The following is a 16,788-nucleotide window of genomic DNA, read 5'->3' as shown; positions in this document are numbered from 1 at the left end:
GGCGATCAACGCCGGGGGCGAGAGGGTGCGCGATTGCAAGGCGCACCTGCAAACACAGAAACGCAACAGGGAGAAAAGTTATGTTTCTAAAGAAAGTAACCGCCGCCGGTGCCTTTGCCGGTCTCATGGGAACCGCAGCCTTTGCTGCCGATTGCGGGCCAGAAGGCCAGTCGATCCGCATTCTTGCGTCTGACTTCCCCGCCATCCACGCGGTGGCCGGAGCTGCGGAAGCCAACTGCGGCGGCGCTGCTGCCGAGTTTAACCGCAACCACACCACAGAAGCGCGTCAGATCATGAACGCGGCGCTGACACCAAATCCGGCAGAGTACACCTCTGTGATTGTGGCCAATGCCACGTTGACCCAACTGATGAACGACGGCCTTGTGCGTCCGCTCAACGACCTTGTGGAAAAATACGGTCAGAACATTCCGAAAAACCTGCTGATCAGCATCGATGGCAACATCATGGCTGTGGCCTTCATGGCAAACTCTCAGCACCTGTTCTCGCGTCAGGACCTTCTGGAGAAGGCGGGCGTTGCCGAAGTGCCATCCACCTATGCGGAAATGATCGACGCGGCCAAATCCATCCGCGATGCGGGCATCATGGAATATCCGGTGGTCATGAACATGAAAACCGGTTGGAACGTCGGCGAAAGCTTCAACCTTGCGTTCATGGCGCATGGCGGCGAGTTCTTCAAACCAGGCACTGCAGAGCCATCCGTGAACAGCCCTGCCGGTGTGGCCGCATTGGAAACACTCAAAGGTTTGGTGGAGTATGCGCATCCAGATCACCTGACCCAAGCCTCAAACGAGACCCAAGGTCTGTGGGAAGCCGGGCAGGCGGCGCTGGGCATCATGTGGGGGTCGCGCGGCGCGCCGATCCTGGATGATGAAGGCTCCTCCGCTGAAGTGACGTCCAACACCGTTCTATCCGCCGCACCGTCGGTGGAAGAAGGCGGCGTTCCGGGCGCGACCCTGTGGTGGGATGGCTTCACCATCGCGTCCAATGTGTCTGACGAAGAGGCCGAAGCAACCTTTGCCGCGCTCGCAAGTGCGCTGAACAAAGAGATGGTCATGGCCAACAACGACGACGCGGTCTGGCTGCTGGATGGCTTTATGCCGGGCGCGGCGGCCGAAGGTGTCTCCGCCACAGCAAAGGCGGGCGCGAAGCCTTACCCTATGATCCCGCAGATTGGCCTGATGCATAACGCGCTGGGCGCGGAGCTGGCGGACTTCCTCAAAGGCGACGAAAGCGCAGAACAGGCGCTGGCGGACGTTGAGGCGGCCTACATTACCGCCGCCAAAGAAGCGGGTTTCCTCCAGTAATCCTCTCTTGAGGGGCCCCTCGGGGCCTCTCCACCCTCACTCTGATTTTCTCCACCGGGACGTAGGCTATGAAGCATCGCACCTTTTTCTGGTTCATCTTACCGACGCTCTCCGCGATGATCCTGTTCATCGCCCTGCCCATTGTTTCGGTGTTCGTTCAGTCGCTTTTTGTTGCGCATGAGCAAGTGCTTGTGGTGTCTGAAAGCTGCGGCCCGTTTGGCTGTACCCCCACCACATCCGTCGACCTGGAAGCCACTGAGAAGCTCCGCGAAGAGGCGCCTTTGGGTCGGTTCAACGGATTAGGCACCTATTTCAACCGCTCCCATCTTGCGATTGCGGAAATTGGAGAAGCCTGGGCGAATTCTGACAGTCTGTGGGCGTTCTGGAGCCAGATTTACAACCTGCCATTCTACAACGCGTTGATCTTCACGCTGACCTACACCTTTGTGGTCACACCGGCGGTGCTGGTCCTTGGCCTTGCCATCGCAGTTGGGGTGAACAACCTGCCGCGCGCGCTCAAAGGCCCGTCGATCTTTGTCTCTCTCCTGCCGTTCCTTGTAACACCTCTGGTGGGGTCTCTGATCTTGTTTTGGATGGTGGATGGAGATGGCGTGATTGGCGCGACCATTCAAAAGATCTTCAACGATCCGTCGCTCAGTCTAAAGGCCTCCACCGCGCTCACTTGGATCATGCTGATCGTCTACGGCATCTGGCACACGCTGCCCTTTAGCTTCATCACCTTTTATGCCGGATTGCAGACCGTGCCTTACGACACGCTTGAAGCGGCGCAAATTGATGGAGCGTCCAAGTGGCAAACCATGATCCACGTGGTGGTGCCGCACCTGATGCCTTTGGTGTCCTTTGTGACGCTGATGCTGATCATGGACAACCTGCGCGTCTTTGAACCCATCGTCAGCTTCTCTGCGGAGGCCCATGCCCGCTCGCTCAGCTGGGTGATCTTCAACGACCTGCGCGAAAGCGGCAACCCGCTCTACGCCTCTGCCGGAGCCACCTCCTTGCTGACCATCATCATCGTGATCTTCCTGATGATGCCAGTCCTGGTGCGCACCTGGCGCGACTTCACCCGCAAATCCCACTGAGGACAGAGATATGGCGACCAAAGCACAAAACCGCATGACCCCGCTGAAGCTGTTCTCCTACATCTTCGTAGCGCTCTGGCTCATCATCGCTGCCTTCCCCTTCTTCTGGACCTTCTGGGGCAGCTTCAAAGTACAGGCTGACTTCCTTTCGAAGGCCGACTGGCGCAATGCACTGTATGGGGCCAACACCATTGCACAGACCGGCAGCGCATTTACGGCAGAGGCCTATCGTGGGGCCTGGATTGACGAGCAATTCTGGTTCAACTTCAAAAACACCACCATCGTCGTTTTCTTCACCGTGGTGATCTCGCTGACTTTTGGCACGCTTGGCGGCTACGCGCTTGCGCGGTCAGGCTTCCGCTATGCCTTCTGGATCCTGATGGCGGCGTTGGTGTTCCGCGCCATGCCGCACATCACGCTGATCTCCGGATACATGCTGCCGTTCTTTGAGTGGAACGTCTGGGGCATTCTGCCCACCACAATCATCGTGCTTGTGGCCATCAACCAGCCGTTCACACTCTGGATGCTGCACAGTTTTTTCAAAAACATTCCCAAAGACATGGACGAAAGCGCCATGGTGGATGGCTGCACCCGGTTCCAAGCGTTCCGTTATGTGATCGTGCCTGTCATGTGGCCCGGCGTGATCACCACGGGACTGTTCAGTTTCCTCTTGGCCTACAATGACTTCACCGTCGGCGCGATGCTGCTGAGCGAGGAAAATGAGACTATCATTCCGGCGATCAACAGCTTCATGGGCACCACGCAGGTCGAAGGCAAAGTCATGTATGCCGTGGCCGCTGTGGTCTCCACCGTCGCGCCGCTCTTTGTGCTGATCCTGTTCTTCCAGCGCCAGATTGTCTCCGGGCTGACCGCTGGGGCGGTAAAAGGATGAGTTCCTCCGCCCGCCATAGCGCCATAGCGCGTCATCCGGCGCTCAACAGAATGCCACGGGATTTCATAAAGCAGGGGCCATCTAGTCCCCTCGAAATCCCCAACACCATTCTGAAAGGAGGCGCCCCATGAAAGGCTCCCGTCCCGAACAAGCCGTGCTGACACGCGACACCGACATGTCCAAAACCGAAAAAACCCGTGCTGTGATCGAAGGCATGGTGGATGGTCTGAACGACCACCGCATTGATGACATCGGCGAGTTCTTCGCCCAAGGCTTTCGTTGGATGGGCAACCAAGGCTGCGGCACCAAAACCGGTCTGCAGGAGTTTCAAGACAACTGGCAGCGCCCGTTTCAGGCGGCGTTTTCCGACAAGACCTGTATCGATGAGGCACGCCTCTACATGGGCGAATGGGCCGCTGCCTTTGGGCGACAGGAAGCCACGCATTCAGGGGAGTTCCTTGGCATCGCGCCCACCGGCAAGCGGGTCGAAATCCGCTACATGGACTTCTGGAAAGTTGTAGACGGCAAGATCGTCGACAATTGGGTGAACGTCGATTTCGCCCATGTCGCCGCTCAATTGGGCGTCGACCTGTTTAACGGCGAAGGCTGGGAAGCTTTTGATCGCGGCGAAAAAGAAGCGCCGCGCCCCCACAACTGATCCTGTCAATTGAGGATAAGACAATGACAATCGAGTATCTGAAACGCGGCAAAGACCAAGCGGAGCGTGCTGAGGATGACGCAAAAACGCGCGCCGTTGTTGAGGCCACGCTGAAGGACATCGAAACCCGTGGCGACGCGGCAGTGCGCGAGCTGTCGGAGAAGTTCGACAACTACTCGCCGGCTTCCTTCAAGCTGAGCCAGCAAGAGATTGACGATCTGATGTCGCAACTGAGCGACCGTGAGTTGGCGGACATTAAGTTTGCCCAAGAGCAGGTGCGCAATTTTGCCCAGGCTCAGCGTGACACGATGCTGGATCTGGAAGTGGAAACGCTCCCCGGCGTTGTCCTCGGGCACAAGAACATCCCGGTCCAATCTGTGGGATGCTATGTGCCCGGGGGCAAGTTCCCGATGGTCGCCTCGGCGCATATGTCCGTGGCCACGGCCTCTGTGGCTGGCGTGCCGCGCATCATCGCCTGCACCCCGCCATTCCAAGGTAAGCCCAACGCCGCCGTAATCGCGGCGATGCACCTTGGCGGCGCGCATGAGATTTATGTGATGGGCGGCATTCAGGCGATTGGCGCCATGGCGCTGGGCACCGAAACCATCGATCCCGTGCACATGCTGGTCGGCCCCGGCAACGCCTTTGTGGCCGAAGCCAAACGTCAACTGTTTGGCCGCGTCGGCATCGACCTCTTTGCCGGTCCCACCGAAACCATGGTGATTGCGGACGAAACGGTGGATGCGGAAATCTGCGCCACCGACCTCTTAGGGCAGGCGGAACACGGCTACAACAGCCCCTGCGTGATGGTGACCAATTCCCGCCAGTTGGCCGAAGACACGCTGTCGGAAATCGATCGCATTTTGAAAATCCTGCCCACAGCGGACACTGCCTCGGTGAGCTGGGAAGAATATGGCGAAGTCATTGTTTGTGACTCCTACGAGGAAATGCTCGAAGTCGCGGACGACATCGCGTCCGAGCACGTGCAGGTCATGACCGATCGCGATGATTGGTTCCTGGAAAACATGACCTGTTACGGCGCGTTGTTCCTGGGGCCGCGCACGAATGTGTCCAACGGCGACAAGGTGATTGGCACCAACCACACGCTGCCGACCAAAAAGGCCGGGCGTTACACCGGTGGTCTCTGGGTGGGTAAGTTCCTGAAAACCCACAGCTATCAGAGAGTTCTGACTGACGAGGCGGCCACGATGATTGGCGAATACGGCTCGCGCCTGTGCATGCTCGAAGGCTTTGTCGGCCATGCGGAGCAGTGCAACGTTCGGGTGCGCCGTTACGGCGGCATCAACGTGCCGTATGGCGAAGGTGCACCCTATCGGGAGGCGGCTGAGTAAGATGGCTGTCGACAAACACACACAACACAAAGAGCTGATCCAAGCCTTTCGAGACGCGACCTATAACTTTAGCGAAGAGGGCGTCCGCAAGGCGCTCACTGATCTCGCCACACCAGATGCGCTCTTCCGGCTGTGCCATCCTTTTGGGGACATGACGGGGCCGAATGGCTTCTACGACGGCGCCTATAAGGGGCTGTTTGACGCTTGGCCGGATTTGGAGCGTCGTGACTATATCGTCATGGCCGGACCAGATGAATTTGGCAACGACTGGGTCGGCTGCGGTGGTTACTACACCGGCGTTTTCACCGGGCCGTGGTTGGACATTCCGCCCACCGGCCATCAGGTGTCGATGCGCTATCACGAGTTCTTCCGTTTTGTAGATGGCAAAGTGGTTGAGTATCAGGCGCTGTGGGACATTCCCGAGGTGATGATGCAGGCAGACGCATGGCCGATGGCGCCGTCGCTGGGGCGCGAATGGCATGTGCCTGGCCCCGCAACCGCAGACGGTTTGGTGCCGGGCCCCTATGATGAAGTTAAAGGCAACGAGACCTGCCAGCACATCATCGACATGCTGGAGCATCTGAAGAAGCACCCGCGTGATCCGGATCCACGCTCAATGAAGATGGATCACTACTGGCACGAGCGTATGAGTTGGTATGGCCCAGCCGGTATTGGCACGGGACGTGGCGTGGCAGGGTTTCGTAACTGGCATCAGATTTCGTTTCTCAATGGCATGCCGGATCGAGGCCAATATGTGGACGAGATCACCTATCATTTCTTTGGCGATGGCGAATATGCCGCCGTCACGGGCTGGCCCAATATGATCCAGACCGTCACCCACGATGGGTGGATGGGCATCGCGCCTACCGGCAAAAAGATCACCATGCGCAGCCTGGATTTCTGGCGTTTGGAGAACGGAAAAATCCGCGAAAACTGGGTGCTGGTCGATCTTTTGGATGCCTATCGCCAATTGGGCGTAGACGTCTTTGCCCGGTTGCGGGAATTCAACAAGGTGCGCAGTATGGCGCGCCTGAATATCCCGGATGGAATGAGTAAATGACTAACCTGCCCCGCACCCCTTCCTTTTCACTGAGCGGCAAAACCGCCCTTGTCACCGGTGCGTCCTCCGGCATCGGGCAGGGCTGTGCCGTGGCGCTGGCCGAGGCCGGCGCCCTTGTGATTTGCGCAGCGCGCGGGGCAGAAAAACTTGAGGACACCGTCGCCGCCATGACGGCTGCGGGCATGAGTGCCGAGGCGCTGGTGTTGGACCAAGCCGACCTCGCGGCGCTGGCGCAGGTATTTACAACGCGCGACATCGACGTTGTGGTGAACTCTGCCGGTCTGGCGCGGCACGGTCCGGCTGTTGAGACCACGCCAGAGGATTATGACGCGGCCATGGGGCTCAACCTGCGGTCTGCCTATTTCCTTTCCGCCTACGCGGCTAAGGCATTGATCGCGGAGGGCAAACCTGGTTCCATCATCCACATCTCCAGCCAAATGGGCCATGTTGGTGGTGTGGACCGCGCGGTCTACTGCGCCTCCAAACATGGATTGGAAGGCATGGTCAAAGCCATGGCGATTGAGTGGGGGGCGTCGCAAATCCGCATCAACACGGTCTGCCCGACCTTCATCAAAACGCCTCTTACGGCGCAGACCTTTGAGCTGCCCGAACGCAAAGCCTGGGTTGAGGAGAAAATCAAACTTGGCCGCATTGGCGAGGTCGAGGACATCATGGGGGCAGTGCTTTACCTCGCTTCTGATGCCAGCGCTTTGGTCACCGGCACTTCCATGTTGATTGACGGCGGGTGGACGGCAGACTGATGGCTGACAAAGTTACTTCCCTCCAAGTTGCTGAGCGTGCCGGTGTCAGCCAATCCGCTGTGAGCCGCGTGTTCACACCCGGCGCTTCCGCCTCCAAAGCCACCGTAGAGAAAGTGCGCAAAGCCGCTGAAGAACTTGGGTACCGGCCCAATGTACTCGCCCGCGCCATGGTGTCCGGCAAAAGCCGCATCATCGGCCTCGTTGTGGCCTATCTGGACAACTATTTTTATCCGGAAGCGCTGGAAATCCTGTCCAATGCCTTACAGGAAAAGGGCTACCACGTGCTGGTTTTCATGGCGTCTCAAACCGCCGGAAACATCGACGGCGTGGTCGAAGAAATCATGGACTATCAGGTGGATGGCATTGTCACAGCCTCCGTGGCCATGTCTTCGGATCTCTCTGCCAGATGTCTGCAAGCCGGCGTGCCTGTGGTGCATTTCAACCGTTTTGAAGATGCCAAAGGCGTCAGCTGTGTCACTTCTGACAACTTCGAAGGCGGACGCCAGTTGGCGCGGTTCCTCGTCGCGGGCGGGCACAGCAAAATCGGCCACATCGCCGGTTGGGAAGGGGCCTCCACCCAACGGGATCGCGAAGCTGGTTTCCGCGCGGGACTTGAAGAAGCGGGGCAGGACCTATTTGCCCGCGAGATTGGCGATTTTGACGTGGACCGCGCCCGCGCCGCGGCCAGCGCCATGTTCGATGTGCCAGAAGACAAGCGTCCGGATGCGGTCTTTGTGGCGAACGATCACATGGCTTTTGCTGTCATGGACGAGCTCCGTTTTGGCCTTGGGCTCAAGATCCCTGAAGACGTTTCCGTTGTGGGCTTTGACGACGTGCCGCCCTCGGCATGGCGCGCCTATGACCTCACCACCATGCGCCAGCGCGCCAATCTGATGGTGGAAGAAACCGTCGATGCGCTGCTGGAGCACATTGAAAAGCCGGCATCTGCCACCCCAAGGCAGGTTGCCATTCCGACCCCGCTGATTGTGCGCGGTTCTGCGCGCGTCCCAGACACCTGGCCTCCAAAAGAAGGATAGACCCCCATGCAAGGCTTCGATGCGAAATTTCAGGATTTCCCCGATTATATTATCGGCATCACCAAAGAGATTTGGGAAGATCGGGGCATTGCCACGCTGCACCATTACTATAGCGATGACATCGTTGTGCGTTCTCCGGCGTCTGTGGTGCTGGGCAATCAAAATGTCATCGGCGCAACCATGGCCACCTTGGCCGAATTTCCGGATCGGCAGTTGCTTGGTGAAGACGTGATCTGGTCTGGTACGCCGGAGGAAGGCATGCTCAGCTCTCACCGGATTATCTCCACCGCCACCCACATGGCGGACGGCGTTTATGGCAAAGCCACCGGTAAGCAATTGCGTTATCGCATCCTGGCGGACTGTCACGCGATCAACAATCAGATCAATGATGAATGGCTGATCCGCGATCAAGGTGCCATCGTGCGTCAAATGGGGTGGGACCCCAAGGAATACGCCGCGAACCTGATCGAGGCCGAAGGTGGCCCGGCCAAATCCGTGAAGCCTTTGACGCCGCACACAGACCAGCCTGGCCCTTACAAAGGGACTGGCAATGACAATGCATGGGGCGCACGTTACGCCGAGCTCCTCAACCGCATCATGGGTGCCGACATTGCGGCGATTGAGGCCGAGTACGACCGCGCGGTACAATCCGAATACGTGGGTGGTGTGACCGGTCATGGCTGGGATGCCGTGGACCGCTTCTGGATGGGATTGCGCGCCAGCTTCCCAAATGCTGAGTTCAAAATCGAGCACCAGATTGGTCGTGATGACCCAATGATGCCACCACGTGCCGCGATCCGGTGGAGCCTCTGGGGCAAACACGAAGGCTGGGGTACCTTTGGGGTGCCAACCGGCGCAGAAGTCTATGTGCTGGGCATCAGCCATGCCGACTTCGGTGCACTGATCACCGATCAGCCTAAAGTGCGCCGCGAATACACATTGTTTGATGAAACATCGGTCTGGAAACAGATCCTGCTTCAAACAGGTCAGGCGTGAATTCCAACCTGACATATCCTCGGCTGTGCAACACACAGGCGGCGCGGCGCTTTCATGCGCATCGTGCCGCTTTGCGCGCACGCCGTCTCAACAACCGTCCTCCTGGGGCGGGGTCGACTTTGACCCCAATCCCCCCCAAAAAGGTGACAAAAGATGAGTTCTATCCAATCCCGCATCGTACGCTACGGCGGCTTGAAACCCTGCAAAACTGCCTTCATCGACGCCCACTCACCGGGCAGCGACCAGAAAGAAAACTTCACCATTGTCGGCGGCGGTGTGTCCGAGTCTCCAGATCAGCATGTGCACATCACCGACAAAATCGGTTTTAACATTGGCGCGGCGGGACAGCCGCCCAAATGCTGCAACTCGCTGCACAGCCACACCACCGCTGAAGTGTTCTTCGTGGCTAAAGGCCGCTGGCGCTTTTTCTGGGGTTTGCACGGTGACGCCGGTGAATTCATCGCCGAGGAAGGCGATATCTTCAACATTCCTACCGGCATCTTCCGAGGCTTTGAAAACGTTGGTCAGGACTACGGGATGATCATGGCGATCCTAGGCGGCGATGACGCAGGTGGCGGCGTCACTTGGGCGCCGCATGTGATCGAAGATGCGCAGGCGCATGGTTTGATGCTGGGCGACAACGGCGTGCTTTATGACAGCAAGAAGGGCGAAGAGCTGCCACACAACGTGCGCCCGATGCCGTTGTTGACCGAAGAGGAGTTAAAAGCGTTCCCCGAAGTGCCGGTTGAAGAGGTGATGCCTTATGTGGCCCGCTATTGGGATTTGATAGCCTTGGCGGCAAAAACGCCAGCCAAAGTGATTGGTGAGGACGCGATCATCAAAGACAAGCCCGGGTTTGAAGTCGATTTCCTCACACGCGGTTCCGCCGTGACAGAGCCCGTGGCAACTGCGCAGCCCGTGGTGCTGATGCCCGCCACTGGCCATTGGCGCATCACTATCAACGACGTGGAGGTCACCTTGTCCGCAGGCGACACGGCCGTGGCATTGTCCGGCGAAAGCTACAGCGTGGCCCCTTCGATGACGGGGGAAGCGGGGCTTTACCGCATCACCGCGACAGACGATGCCGCAGGGGACACCTGGACCGGCTAAAACCTTAGGCCTCGCGCGGCGGCACTTCCTGCCGCGCCAGGCGCTCAAACGTTAACGGTGATGGTTGGCGGAGCGCACCTCCGCAGTACCGACGCAATACCGACGGGAAACAGACAGGGAAAACGGCGCGATGAGCAAAATCTTAACAACCCATGTGGGCAGCCTGCCACGCACCCAGAAGGTGGTGGATTTTATCTTCGCGCGTGAGCACGAAAACCCCTACGATCCTGCGGCGTTTGATGCAGCGATGACTGCGGCCGTGGACGAGACGGTACGCAAGCAGGTCGCGGCCGGTGTTGATATTGTAAGTGACGGGGAAACCAGTAAAATTTCCTACGCCACCTATGTCAAAGACCGCTACACGGGGTTCTCGGGAGACAGCGAGCGCAACGCACCAGCAGACCTCAAGATGTTCCCGTCTTTCCTGAAGCGTTTGGCCGATGATGGCGGCACACCGCAATACGCCCGCCCCAAGTGCACCGGAGAGGTGCACAGCAAAGGGCAGGGGGAATTGATGAAAGATATCAATAATCTGAAGGCCACCATGGCGGATCACGACGTTGAGCGTGGGTTTATGAATGCCGCCTCGCCAGGGGTGATCTCGCTGTTTTTGCAGAACGATCATTATGCCAGTCGTGAAGCCTATTTGGCGGCGCTCGCGGATGCCATGAAGGACGAGTATGAAACCATTGTTTCCAATGGCTTAGATCTGCAATTGGATTGCCCCGATTTGGCCCTGTCCCGCCATATGTTGTTTAACGATCTAAGTGATGCGGAGTTCCTCAAGATCGCGAACTTGCATGTGGAGGCGCTCAATCACGCCCTGCAAAACGTGCCGCAAGACCGTGTAAGGGTTCATATTTGCTGGGGAAATTACGAGGGGCCGCATTGTTGCGACATTCCGATGGACAAGGTGTTTAGCACATTGATGGCAACAAAGTCGCGCTACGTGCTGTTTGAAACGTCAAATCCACGCCATGCCCATGAATGGACAGTGTTTAGAGATCGAAAATCCGAGATCCCTGATGACAAGATACTGGTGCCCGGAGTGGTCGACACCACGACCAATTTTGTCGAGCATCCTGATCTGGTTTCTCAGCGAATCCAACGCTTTAGTGACATTGTTGGCGCGGACCGTGTAATCGCCGGAAGCGACTGCGGCTTTGGGACTTTCGCAGGATTTGGCGCGGTCGATCCCGATATTGCCTATGCCAAACTCGCAGCTCTCAGCGAAGGAGCCGCAGCGCTGTCATGACACCATTGGTTTTGCTCCCCGGTATGATGTGTGATGCGCGCCTTTTTGGCCCGCAAATCAATGCTTTGTCTGGTCGCTATCCGATCATGGCGGCTCCGCTGGGCGGGAAGAAAACCATTGAGAAACTCGCCACAGAAGTGTTGCAGACCGCGCCTCCAAAATTCGCTCTGGCGGGGTTGTCGATGGGCGGAATTGTCGCCATGGAGATGTTGCGACAAGCGCGAGACCGCATTGTGGGGCTAGCCTTGATGGACACCAACCCACTTGCGGAATCGGAGGCGATAAAAGATCGCCGAGCGCTTCAAATAGCCGCCACTTTGGCAGGAGATATGCGGCGTGTGATGCGCGAGGAGATGAAGCCCAATTACCTGGCGGATGGGCCCAATCAAGGCAAGATCTTGGATCTTTGTATGGCTATGGCCACCGACCTTGGGCCTGAAGTTTTTGTTCGACAGTCCAAAGCGTTACGGGATCGGCGAGACCAAACGGAAACGCTACGCGGATACGCAGGTCAAACTCTGATCCTGTGCGGTCGTGAGGACAGCTTGTGCCCGGTGGAGCGCCACCGTTTGATGCAAAACCTGATCCCCGGAAGCACAATGCAGATTGTTGAAAACGCAGGACATTTGCCCACTTTGGAACAACCTGGAGTTACCAACGCGGCAGTGACCCGCTGGCTGGAGAGCTTATGAACGACACACTATTAAAATTGCTACAATCCGTGGACACCCCAACCGTCTGTAACGCCATTGAAGTGGCCCAGGGCCAACGTGGCTTTGACCAATTCACCCGTGGCACGATGTTGTGTTCGGATCCTGAGGGCGGAGCGATTGTCGGCTATGCCCGAACCGCAAAAATCGCGGCGCTTGAACCACCATCGGAAGCGCCTGATGTGATTAAGGCGCGGCGGATGGCCTATTACAAATATATGTCCGAAGGCCCGCGTCCCGCGATAACAGCGGTGCAGGATCTGGATTATCCCCATTGCGTTGGCGCCTTTTGGGGGGAGATCAACACCACCGTTCACAAAGGGCTCGGCACAAATGGGGCCCTAACCAATGGGGTGATGCGCGATCTTGGGGATCTGCCGAAGGGGTTTCCGGTTGTGGCGGGCTCAATCGGGCCAAGCCACGGGTTTGTACATGTCCGTGAAATTGACACGGAAGTTCAAATCTTTGGCCTGCGCATCCGTAACGGAGACTTGGTGCACGCCGATCAGCATGGTGCCTTGGTGATCCCTCCGGAAGTGGTTGATCAACTCGCAGACGCAATCCACAAACTGCTGGACACTGAGCAGCTGATCTTGGAACCGGCACGACAAACGGGGTTCGATTTTGCAGCTTTTGAGACAGCTTGGGCCGCATTTGAAGCTTCGCGAACATAAGCTAGAGACGTAAGTTCTGGTTCGACTGGAGTCATTGTGCTGATCCAAGATCAGCCTCAAGATGGCTGTGGTGCAAACAGGGAGAGCGTTGAACGATTGTGACCTCTCTACTTTTTGCACTTGGCCACGCGAACCCGCCGCGGGAAAGCTGGCGACTAATTCCAAACTCGTCAGCTAGTCAGCTGGGTGGAAAGTGTAAGGAGCTGGCGGGTTGGTGTGGATCCATTGGATCTGCGCATAGAAGACTTTCACACTGGCTGCTGCGAATGTCTGGAAACCGGCCTTCCCTATAGAAAGGTCATGTTCGCTTTGGGCTGGAAGCCGTCGTTAGGCGGGTGTTGTTCCTACGGCAGCAAAGGGCCGGTAGCTGACCTAATCATTTTGGGCGGGAAGCGGACCTTCGCTGCGCCGAACGCCAAGATCAGGATTGCGGCCAAAGCTGCCGTTCATCTCAATCAGACCAACGACCGTAAGCAGCCTGAAGTCGAGAATTTCCACAGGTGTAGGGATCGTACTATGAGCATTTACCGCCCTCTGGAGCAGCGACCGCTTTGGTCCTTGTAACAATGGTTTAAATGCAAAAATCAGACCGCAAAACCGGACGAAATGGAGGTGATCCACTCACCTGTCACACCAGCTGTTCAGTGGCGTACCGTGGCCCGAACGGGCTAATTCGCAATTCACCTGTTAAAGATTGATCCTCAGCCTGAACCCAAAAACCAACGGGTCGTTCGCGTTTGCGCCGGGATTGCTCAGATATTGAACGTCGGCGGTCAAAGCCAAATTATCAGCCAAATCCCATCGATAGAATGCTTCGACGGTTGTTTGATGGAGCAACCCCGGTGTCGTCAGATCTGCAACTGTCACAGCCAAACCCAAAAGGTCGTCATAGGTTCCCGGTCGCCACAACAAGCCTGCGTTTACGGCCTTTTTCGCCAGCGCCCCACCACCGTTGGACCAACCGAGACGCCCAAAAATCATCAACTCATTTTCAAAGGTGTGGTTTGCAGCCAGAGTCACGCCGTATGTTTCTGGCACACCTGCATCTTGGCGCTCATCAATGTGGAACATTCCCAGATGAACATTTGTCAAAAACCGCTTTGAACGTTCAGGCGTCCAACCGACTTCTGCATATTTATAGAACTCGCTGCCGCTGGGAAACCATTCCACATCGGTCAATGATCCGTTTGCATCACTAACCACACCCAGGGCATAGACCTGATCGGTCAGATACCCGCCTGCGACCGCGCCGAACCCCGGATCGGGGATTGGCAAAACCGGGCTGAACATGATTGAGAAGTTCGAAAATGTCGTTCTGGGGTTCACGTAACCAAGAATGTCCGAATAGTCGCCGGGATCGATACGGCCAACAACATAGCCACCTCGCCCATTTCCAAACCCCTGCTGCCAATATGCGACAGACAGATTTGTGTCTGTGTCTCCAAAGGTCACGCCTGTGGCGCCCTGATAACCGATTTGACCGGCCAATGCCGACGGCGCAATGGGCTGGCCCAACCGGTGCCGGTTCTCCAGAATAAAGACAAGGCTACCTGGGTTAGCGCCGCCCCGGTTTGCCAACTCCCATGTACCAATCATCCTGAGTTGGCCCGATGCAGACTCGCCCTGACCAGTCAGATCATGGGAACTGCGCTAATACAGAGCCTGATAATCAAAGCTCAACGCCAAGCCTGTGTTTTCCCGGAAGCGACCCAAAGACTGTTCTATAGGATCAAGGGCGCGGTCCAGACCCGGCCAACGGGACTCTTCCAGCCGTCGCAGCCTGTCCTGTTCCTGCTGTGCGCTGGCCGATCCCGGACCACCTAATGACACCTGCGCAGCGGCCTCTAAACTCGCCTGAGCGTCACTTTCCTGAGCCACAGCAGAACCACCAATTAGAGTAAGCCCGCACATGAGTGCGGCGTAAAGGGCATGCCGTGGTGGGAGGTGCGATTTCTGGCGGAACAGGCTGCCCATCATTTCATGTCATCTGCCGCTTTGACATCGGAAACACGCTCTAGCGCCGTGCCCATATCCGCACTGCTCATCAACTCAATCATTTGGTAATCATCCAACACCCCGTCTCCCAGACGCGTGAGATAAAATGCTTGGATAAAGGTGGGGTCGTCAGGAAGGGATACGGTTATGTAATTCTTACCGTTCCCAAATCCCCAATAGTAGCTGAGAAGTTTACCGCCAAGCGCCTCGATTCCGCCCTTGACCGTAGCAGCGCGGTCGCCCGGGTTCGCTATCTGCATTTCCCACGCCGCACTGTTTGGCGTGCCTATGAATAGGAATGTGCGCATGTTTTTCGCGTCCTCAGCGAAAGCGAATGAACCACAGAGTGTTATCAATGAGCCAAGTACGAGATGTTTCATAGACTGCCCCACAAGTTTTGATAGAAGAGTTAAGGAGAACTTGGGGCGGAGATTGACCCGCCCCAAGCGCTGATCATTCCAGCGTGTTCTTGTAGATCACACCATCTTTCATGATGATGCGCATTGTTGGGATTTCCTCGCGGTCAGGAGCGCCAAGCCAATCGGAACTCGCTCCGATCACGGTAATGTCTTCGAGCGGGTTTCCGTCAACGATCAGAATATCGGCATAAGCACCTTCCTCGATCACACCGAGCTTTCCGGGGTAAGGGTTCTGCTTGCCACTGAGGGCCATCAACTCACCCGCGGTCGAGGTCATGGCCCGTAGCGCCCGCAGGTTTCCAAGATAGTCGGTCAATACCCACTTCTCAAAGTCGATCCCGCGGCGCAAGTCGTGCCCAAGGGTGAACACCAGATCGGTCTGGAAAACCATCTTGAGATCGGGGTTGTCGTTTACCACCTTCTTGTAATTGGAAACCCCCGAAAGAAATTGCTTGGTCTTCGCGAGGACGGGCGAGCCTTCCACAGAATATGCGGGATGCTGGAGGATCCCATCTGTCGATCCGGCGAGGTTGGAGACGATGAACGCTCCCTTTTCGATGGCGAGTTTTGCGGTCTCGTCAGTCATGAACTGCCCGTGTTCAATAGATTTGACCCCAAACTCCAGTGCCCGCTTGATGTCGGAATCGTTGTATACATGAGACATAACATAGGTGTCCCACGCCGCCGCCGCATCGACTGCCGCGCGGACCTCTGCCTCGGACATCTGTGAGGAATGAAGTGGATCCTTCACGGATGATACCCCTCCCGAGATCATAATCTTGATCTGAGACGCACCAAGTGACAGGTTCTTGCGCACCGCTGCGGTGACCTCATCCGCACCATCAGCATTGATTGAAAAACCTAACCGATAAAGATTGCTTTCGGTTTGATCGAACTGGCCGTAGGTAACAAAATCTTGGTGACCGGATGTCTGCCCAATCCAAGCTGCTGACGGGTATATTCTCGGCCCCTCCATGTAGCCTTCGTCAATCGCCTGTTTCAGGCCAGGTCCGACCGCGCCGCCACCGGCCTCGCGCACGGTCGTGAAACCGTTGTGGAGGTGTTCTTTGGCAGCATAAGCACCCATTGCACCGAGATACTGCCAATGCATCTGCTCAGCAGCGCCGACCCCGCCGTTCACGGCAAAAAAGAAATGGGTGTGACCGTCGATCAGGCCGGGCATCAATGTGCGCCCGCCACCGTCGATTACGGTGGCGTCCGGAGCGTCAATGGTCTCTGTAGTGACGGTCTTGATCAAATTTCCTTCGATCAGAACGTAGGCGTTCTCGATGCGGTTTTCGCTGTTCCCGTCGAAAACATGCACATTGGTGAACAGGGTTTGAACAGGGCCATCCTGCGCAAAGGATGCGGATGCCGAGAAGGCAACCACACTTGCGGCTGCTAGCAATCGTTTTGATACATTCATATTTTCCTCTCCCTTTGA

Annotated in this window: 17 protein-coding genes; 13 read left to right on the top strand and 4 right to left on the bottom strand. The window is 57.0% G+C overall.

Annotated elements, in window-relative coordinates:
- Nucleotides 1-80: 80 nt before the first annotated feature.
- The 13 genes from JXR15_RS07740 (at nucleotide 81) to JXR15_RS07680 (ending at nucleotide 12,930) form a co-directional block, all read left to right on the top strand.
- Nucleotides 81-1,325 carry an ABC transporter substrate-binding protein gene (locus JXR15_RS07740; protein ID WP_422052658.1) on the top strand — a complete coding sequence of 415 codons (1,245 nt, stop codon included), beginning with the start codon at nucleotides 81-83 and terminating at the stop codon, nucleotides 1,323-1,325.
- A gap of 68 nt (nucleotides 1,326-1,393) precedes the next feature.
- A complete protein-coding gene (locus JXR15_RS07735; RefSeq protein WP_422052657.1) occupies nucleotides 1,394-2,425 on the top strand; it encodes a carbohydrate ABC transporter permease in 1,032 nt (343 codons plus the stop codon).
- Nucleotides 2,426-2,435: 10 nt separating this feature from the next.
- On the top strand, nucleotides 2,436-3,317 hold the full coding sequence (locus JXR15_RS07730; protein WP_422052656.1) for a carbohydrate ABC transporter permease: 882 nt from the start codon (nucleotides 2,436-2,438) through the stop codon (nucleotides 3,315-3,317).
- A gap of 127 nt (nucleotides 3,318-3,444) precedes the next feature.
- On the top strand, nucleotides 3,445-3,975 hold the full coding sequence (locus JXR15_RS07725) for an ester cyclase (RefSeq protein ID WP_422052655.1): 531 nt from the start codon (nucleotides 3,445-3,447) through the stop codon (nucleotides 3,973-3,975).
- Nucleotides 3,976-3,998: 23 nt separating this feature from the next.
- The gene (hisD, locus tag JXR15_RS07720) at nucleotides 3,999-5,327 is read left to right on the top strand and encodes a histidinol dehydrogenase (RefSeq protein WP_422052654.1); all 1,329 of its coding nucleotides are present in this window, start codon (nucleotides 3,999-4,001) and stop codon (nucleotides 5,325-5,327) included.
- A gap of 1 nt (nucleotide 5,328) precedes the next feature.
- Nucleotides 5,329-6,387, top strand: coding sequence for an ester cyclase (locus JXR15_RS07715; RefSeq protein ID WP_422052653.1), 1,059 nt, complete (start codon nucleotides 5,329-5,331; stop codon nucleotides 6,385-6,387).
- On the top strand, nucleotides 6,384-7,148 hold the full coding sequence (locus JXR15_RS07710) for an SDR family NAD(P)-dependent oxidoreductase (RefSeq protein WP_422052652.1): 765 nt from the start codon (nucleotides 6,384-6,386) through the stop codon (nucleotides 7,146-7,148). The genes JXR15_RS07715 and JXR15_RS07710 overlap by 4 nt, the downstream gene beginning before the upstream one ends.
- Complete coding sequence (locus tag JXR15_RS07705; protein ID WP_422052651.1) at nucleotides 7,148-8,185, top strand: LacI family DNA-binding transcriptional regulator; 1,038 nt, start codon at nucleotides 7,148-7,150, stop codon at nucleotides 8,183-8,185. The genes JXR15_RS07710 and JXR15_RS07705 overlap by 1 nt, the downstream gene beginning before the upstream one ends.
- A 6-nt stretch (nucleotides 8,186-8,191) precedes the next feature.
- Entirely contained in the window at nucleotides 8,192-9,181 is a 990-nt protein-coding gene (locus JXR15_RS07700) for a nuclear transport factor 2 family protein (RefSeq protein ID WP_422052650.1), read from the top strand.
- Nucleotides 9,182-9,334: 153 nt separating this feature from the next.
- On the top strand, nucleotides 9,335-10,291 hold the full coding sequence (locus tag JXR15_RS07695; protein WP_422052649.1) for a cupin: 957 nt from the start codon (nucleotides 9,335-9,337) through the stop codon (nucleotides 10,289-10,291).
- 130 nt (nucleotides 10,292-10,421) lie between these two features.
- Complete coding sequence (locus tag JXR15_RS07690) at nucleotides 10,422-11,546, top strand: cobalamin-independent methionine synthase II family protein (protein ID WP_422052648.1); 1,125 nt, start codon at nucleotides 10,422-10,424, stop codon at nucleotides 11,544-11,546.
- Nucleotides 11,543-12,238: an alpha/beta fold hydrolase gene (locus JXR15_RS07685; protein WP_422052646.1), complete on the top strand. Its 696-nt coding sequence runs from the start codon at nucleotides 11,543-11,545 to the stop codon at nucleotides 12,236-12,238. The genes JXR15_RS07690 and JXR15_RS07685 overlap by 4 nt, the downstream gene beginning before the upstream one ends.
- Nucleotides 12,235-12,930 (top strand): RraA family protein, encoded by a 696-nt coding sequence (locus JXR15_RS07680; RefSeq protein ID WP_422052645.1) that lies wholly within the window; start codon nucleotides 12,235-12,237, stop codon nucleotides 12,928-12,930. Before JXR15_RS07685 ends, JXR15_RS07680 begins: the two co-directional genes overlap by 4 nt.
- Nucleotides 12,931-13,617: 687 nt before the next feature.
- On the opposite strand, the gene JXR15_RS07675 is transcribed toward JXR15_RS07680, so the two are convergent.
- From JXR15_RS07675 to JXR15_RS07660, 4 genes are all read right to left on the bottom strand, one after another.
- Nucleotides 13,618-14,382, bottom strand: a complete 765-nt coding sequence (locus JXR15_RS07675; RefSeq protein ID WP_422052644.1) for a carbohydrate porin — start codon at nucleotides 14,380-14,382, stop codon at nucleotides 13,618-13,620.
- Nucleotides 14,383-14,580: 198 nt separating this feature from the next.
- Nucleotides 14,581-14,808 carry a hypothetical protein gene (locus JXR15_RS07670; RefSeq protein WP_422052643.1) on the bottom strand — a complete coding sequence of 76 codons (228 nt, stop codon included), beginning with the start codon at nucleotides 14,806-14,808 and terminating at the stop codon, nucleotides 14,581-14,583.
- A 95-nt stretch (nucleotides 14,809-14,903) separates the two neighbouring features.
- A complete protein-coding gene (locus JXR15_RS07665) occupies nucleotides 14,904-15,305 on the bottom strand; it encodes a hypothetical protein (protein ID WP_422052642.1) in 402 nt (133 codons plus the stop codon).
- A gap of 73 nt (nucleotides 15,306-15,378) precedes the next feature.
- On the bottom strand, nucleotides 15,379-16,770 hold the full coding sequence (locus JXR15_RS07660) for an amidohydrolase family protein (protein ID WP_422052641.1): 1,392 nt from the start codon (nucleotides 16,768-16,770) through the stop codon (nucleotides 15,379-15,381).
- Nucleotides 16,771-16,788 lie beyond the last annotated feature (18 nt).

Source organism: Shimia sp. (assembly GCF_049116215.1).
Lineage (GTDB): Bacteria > Pseudomonadota > Alphaproteobacteria > Rhodobacterales > Rhodobacteraceae > Shimia.
The sequence above is the reverse complement of the archived record's forward strand: the minus strand, read 5'-3'. Positions and strand labels throughout refer to the sequence as shown.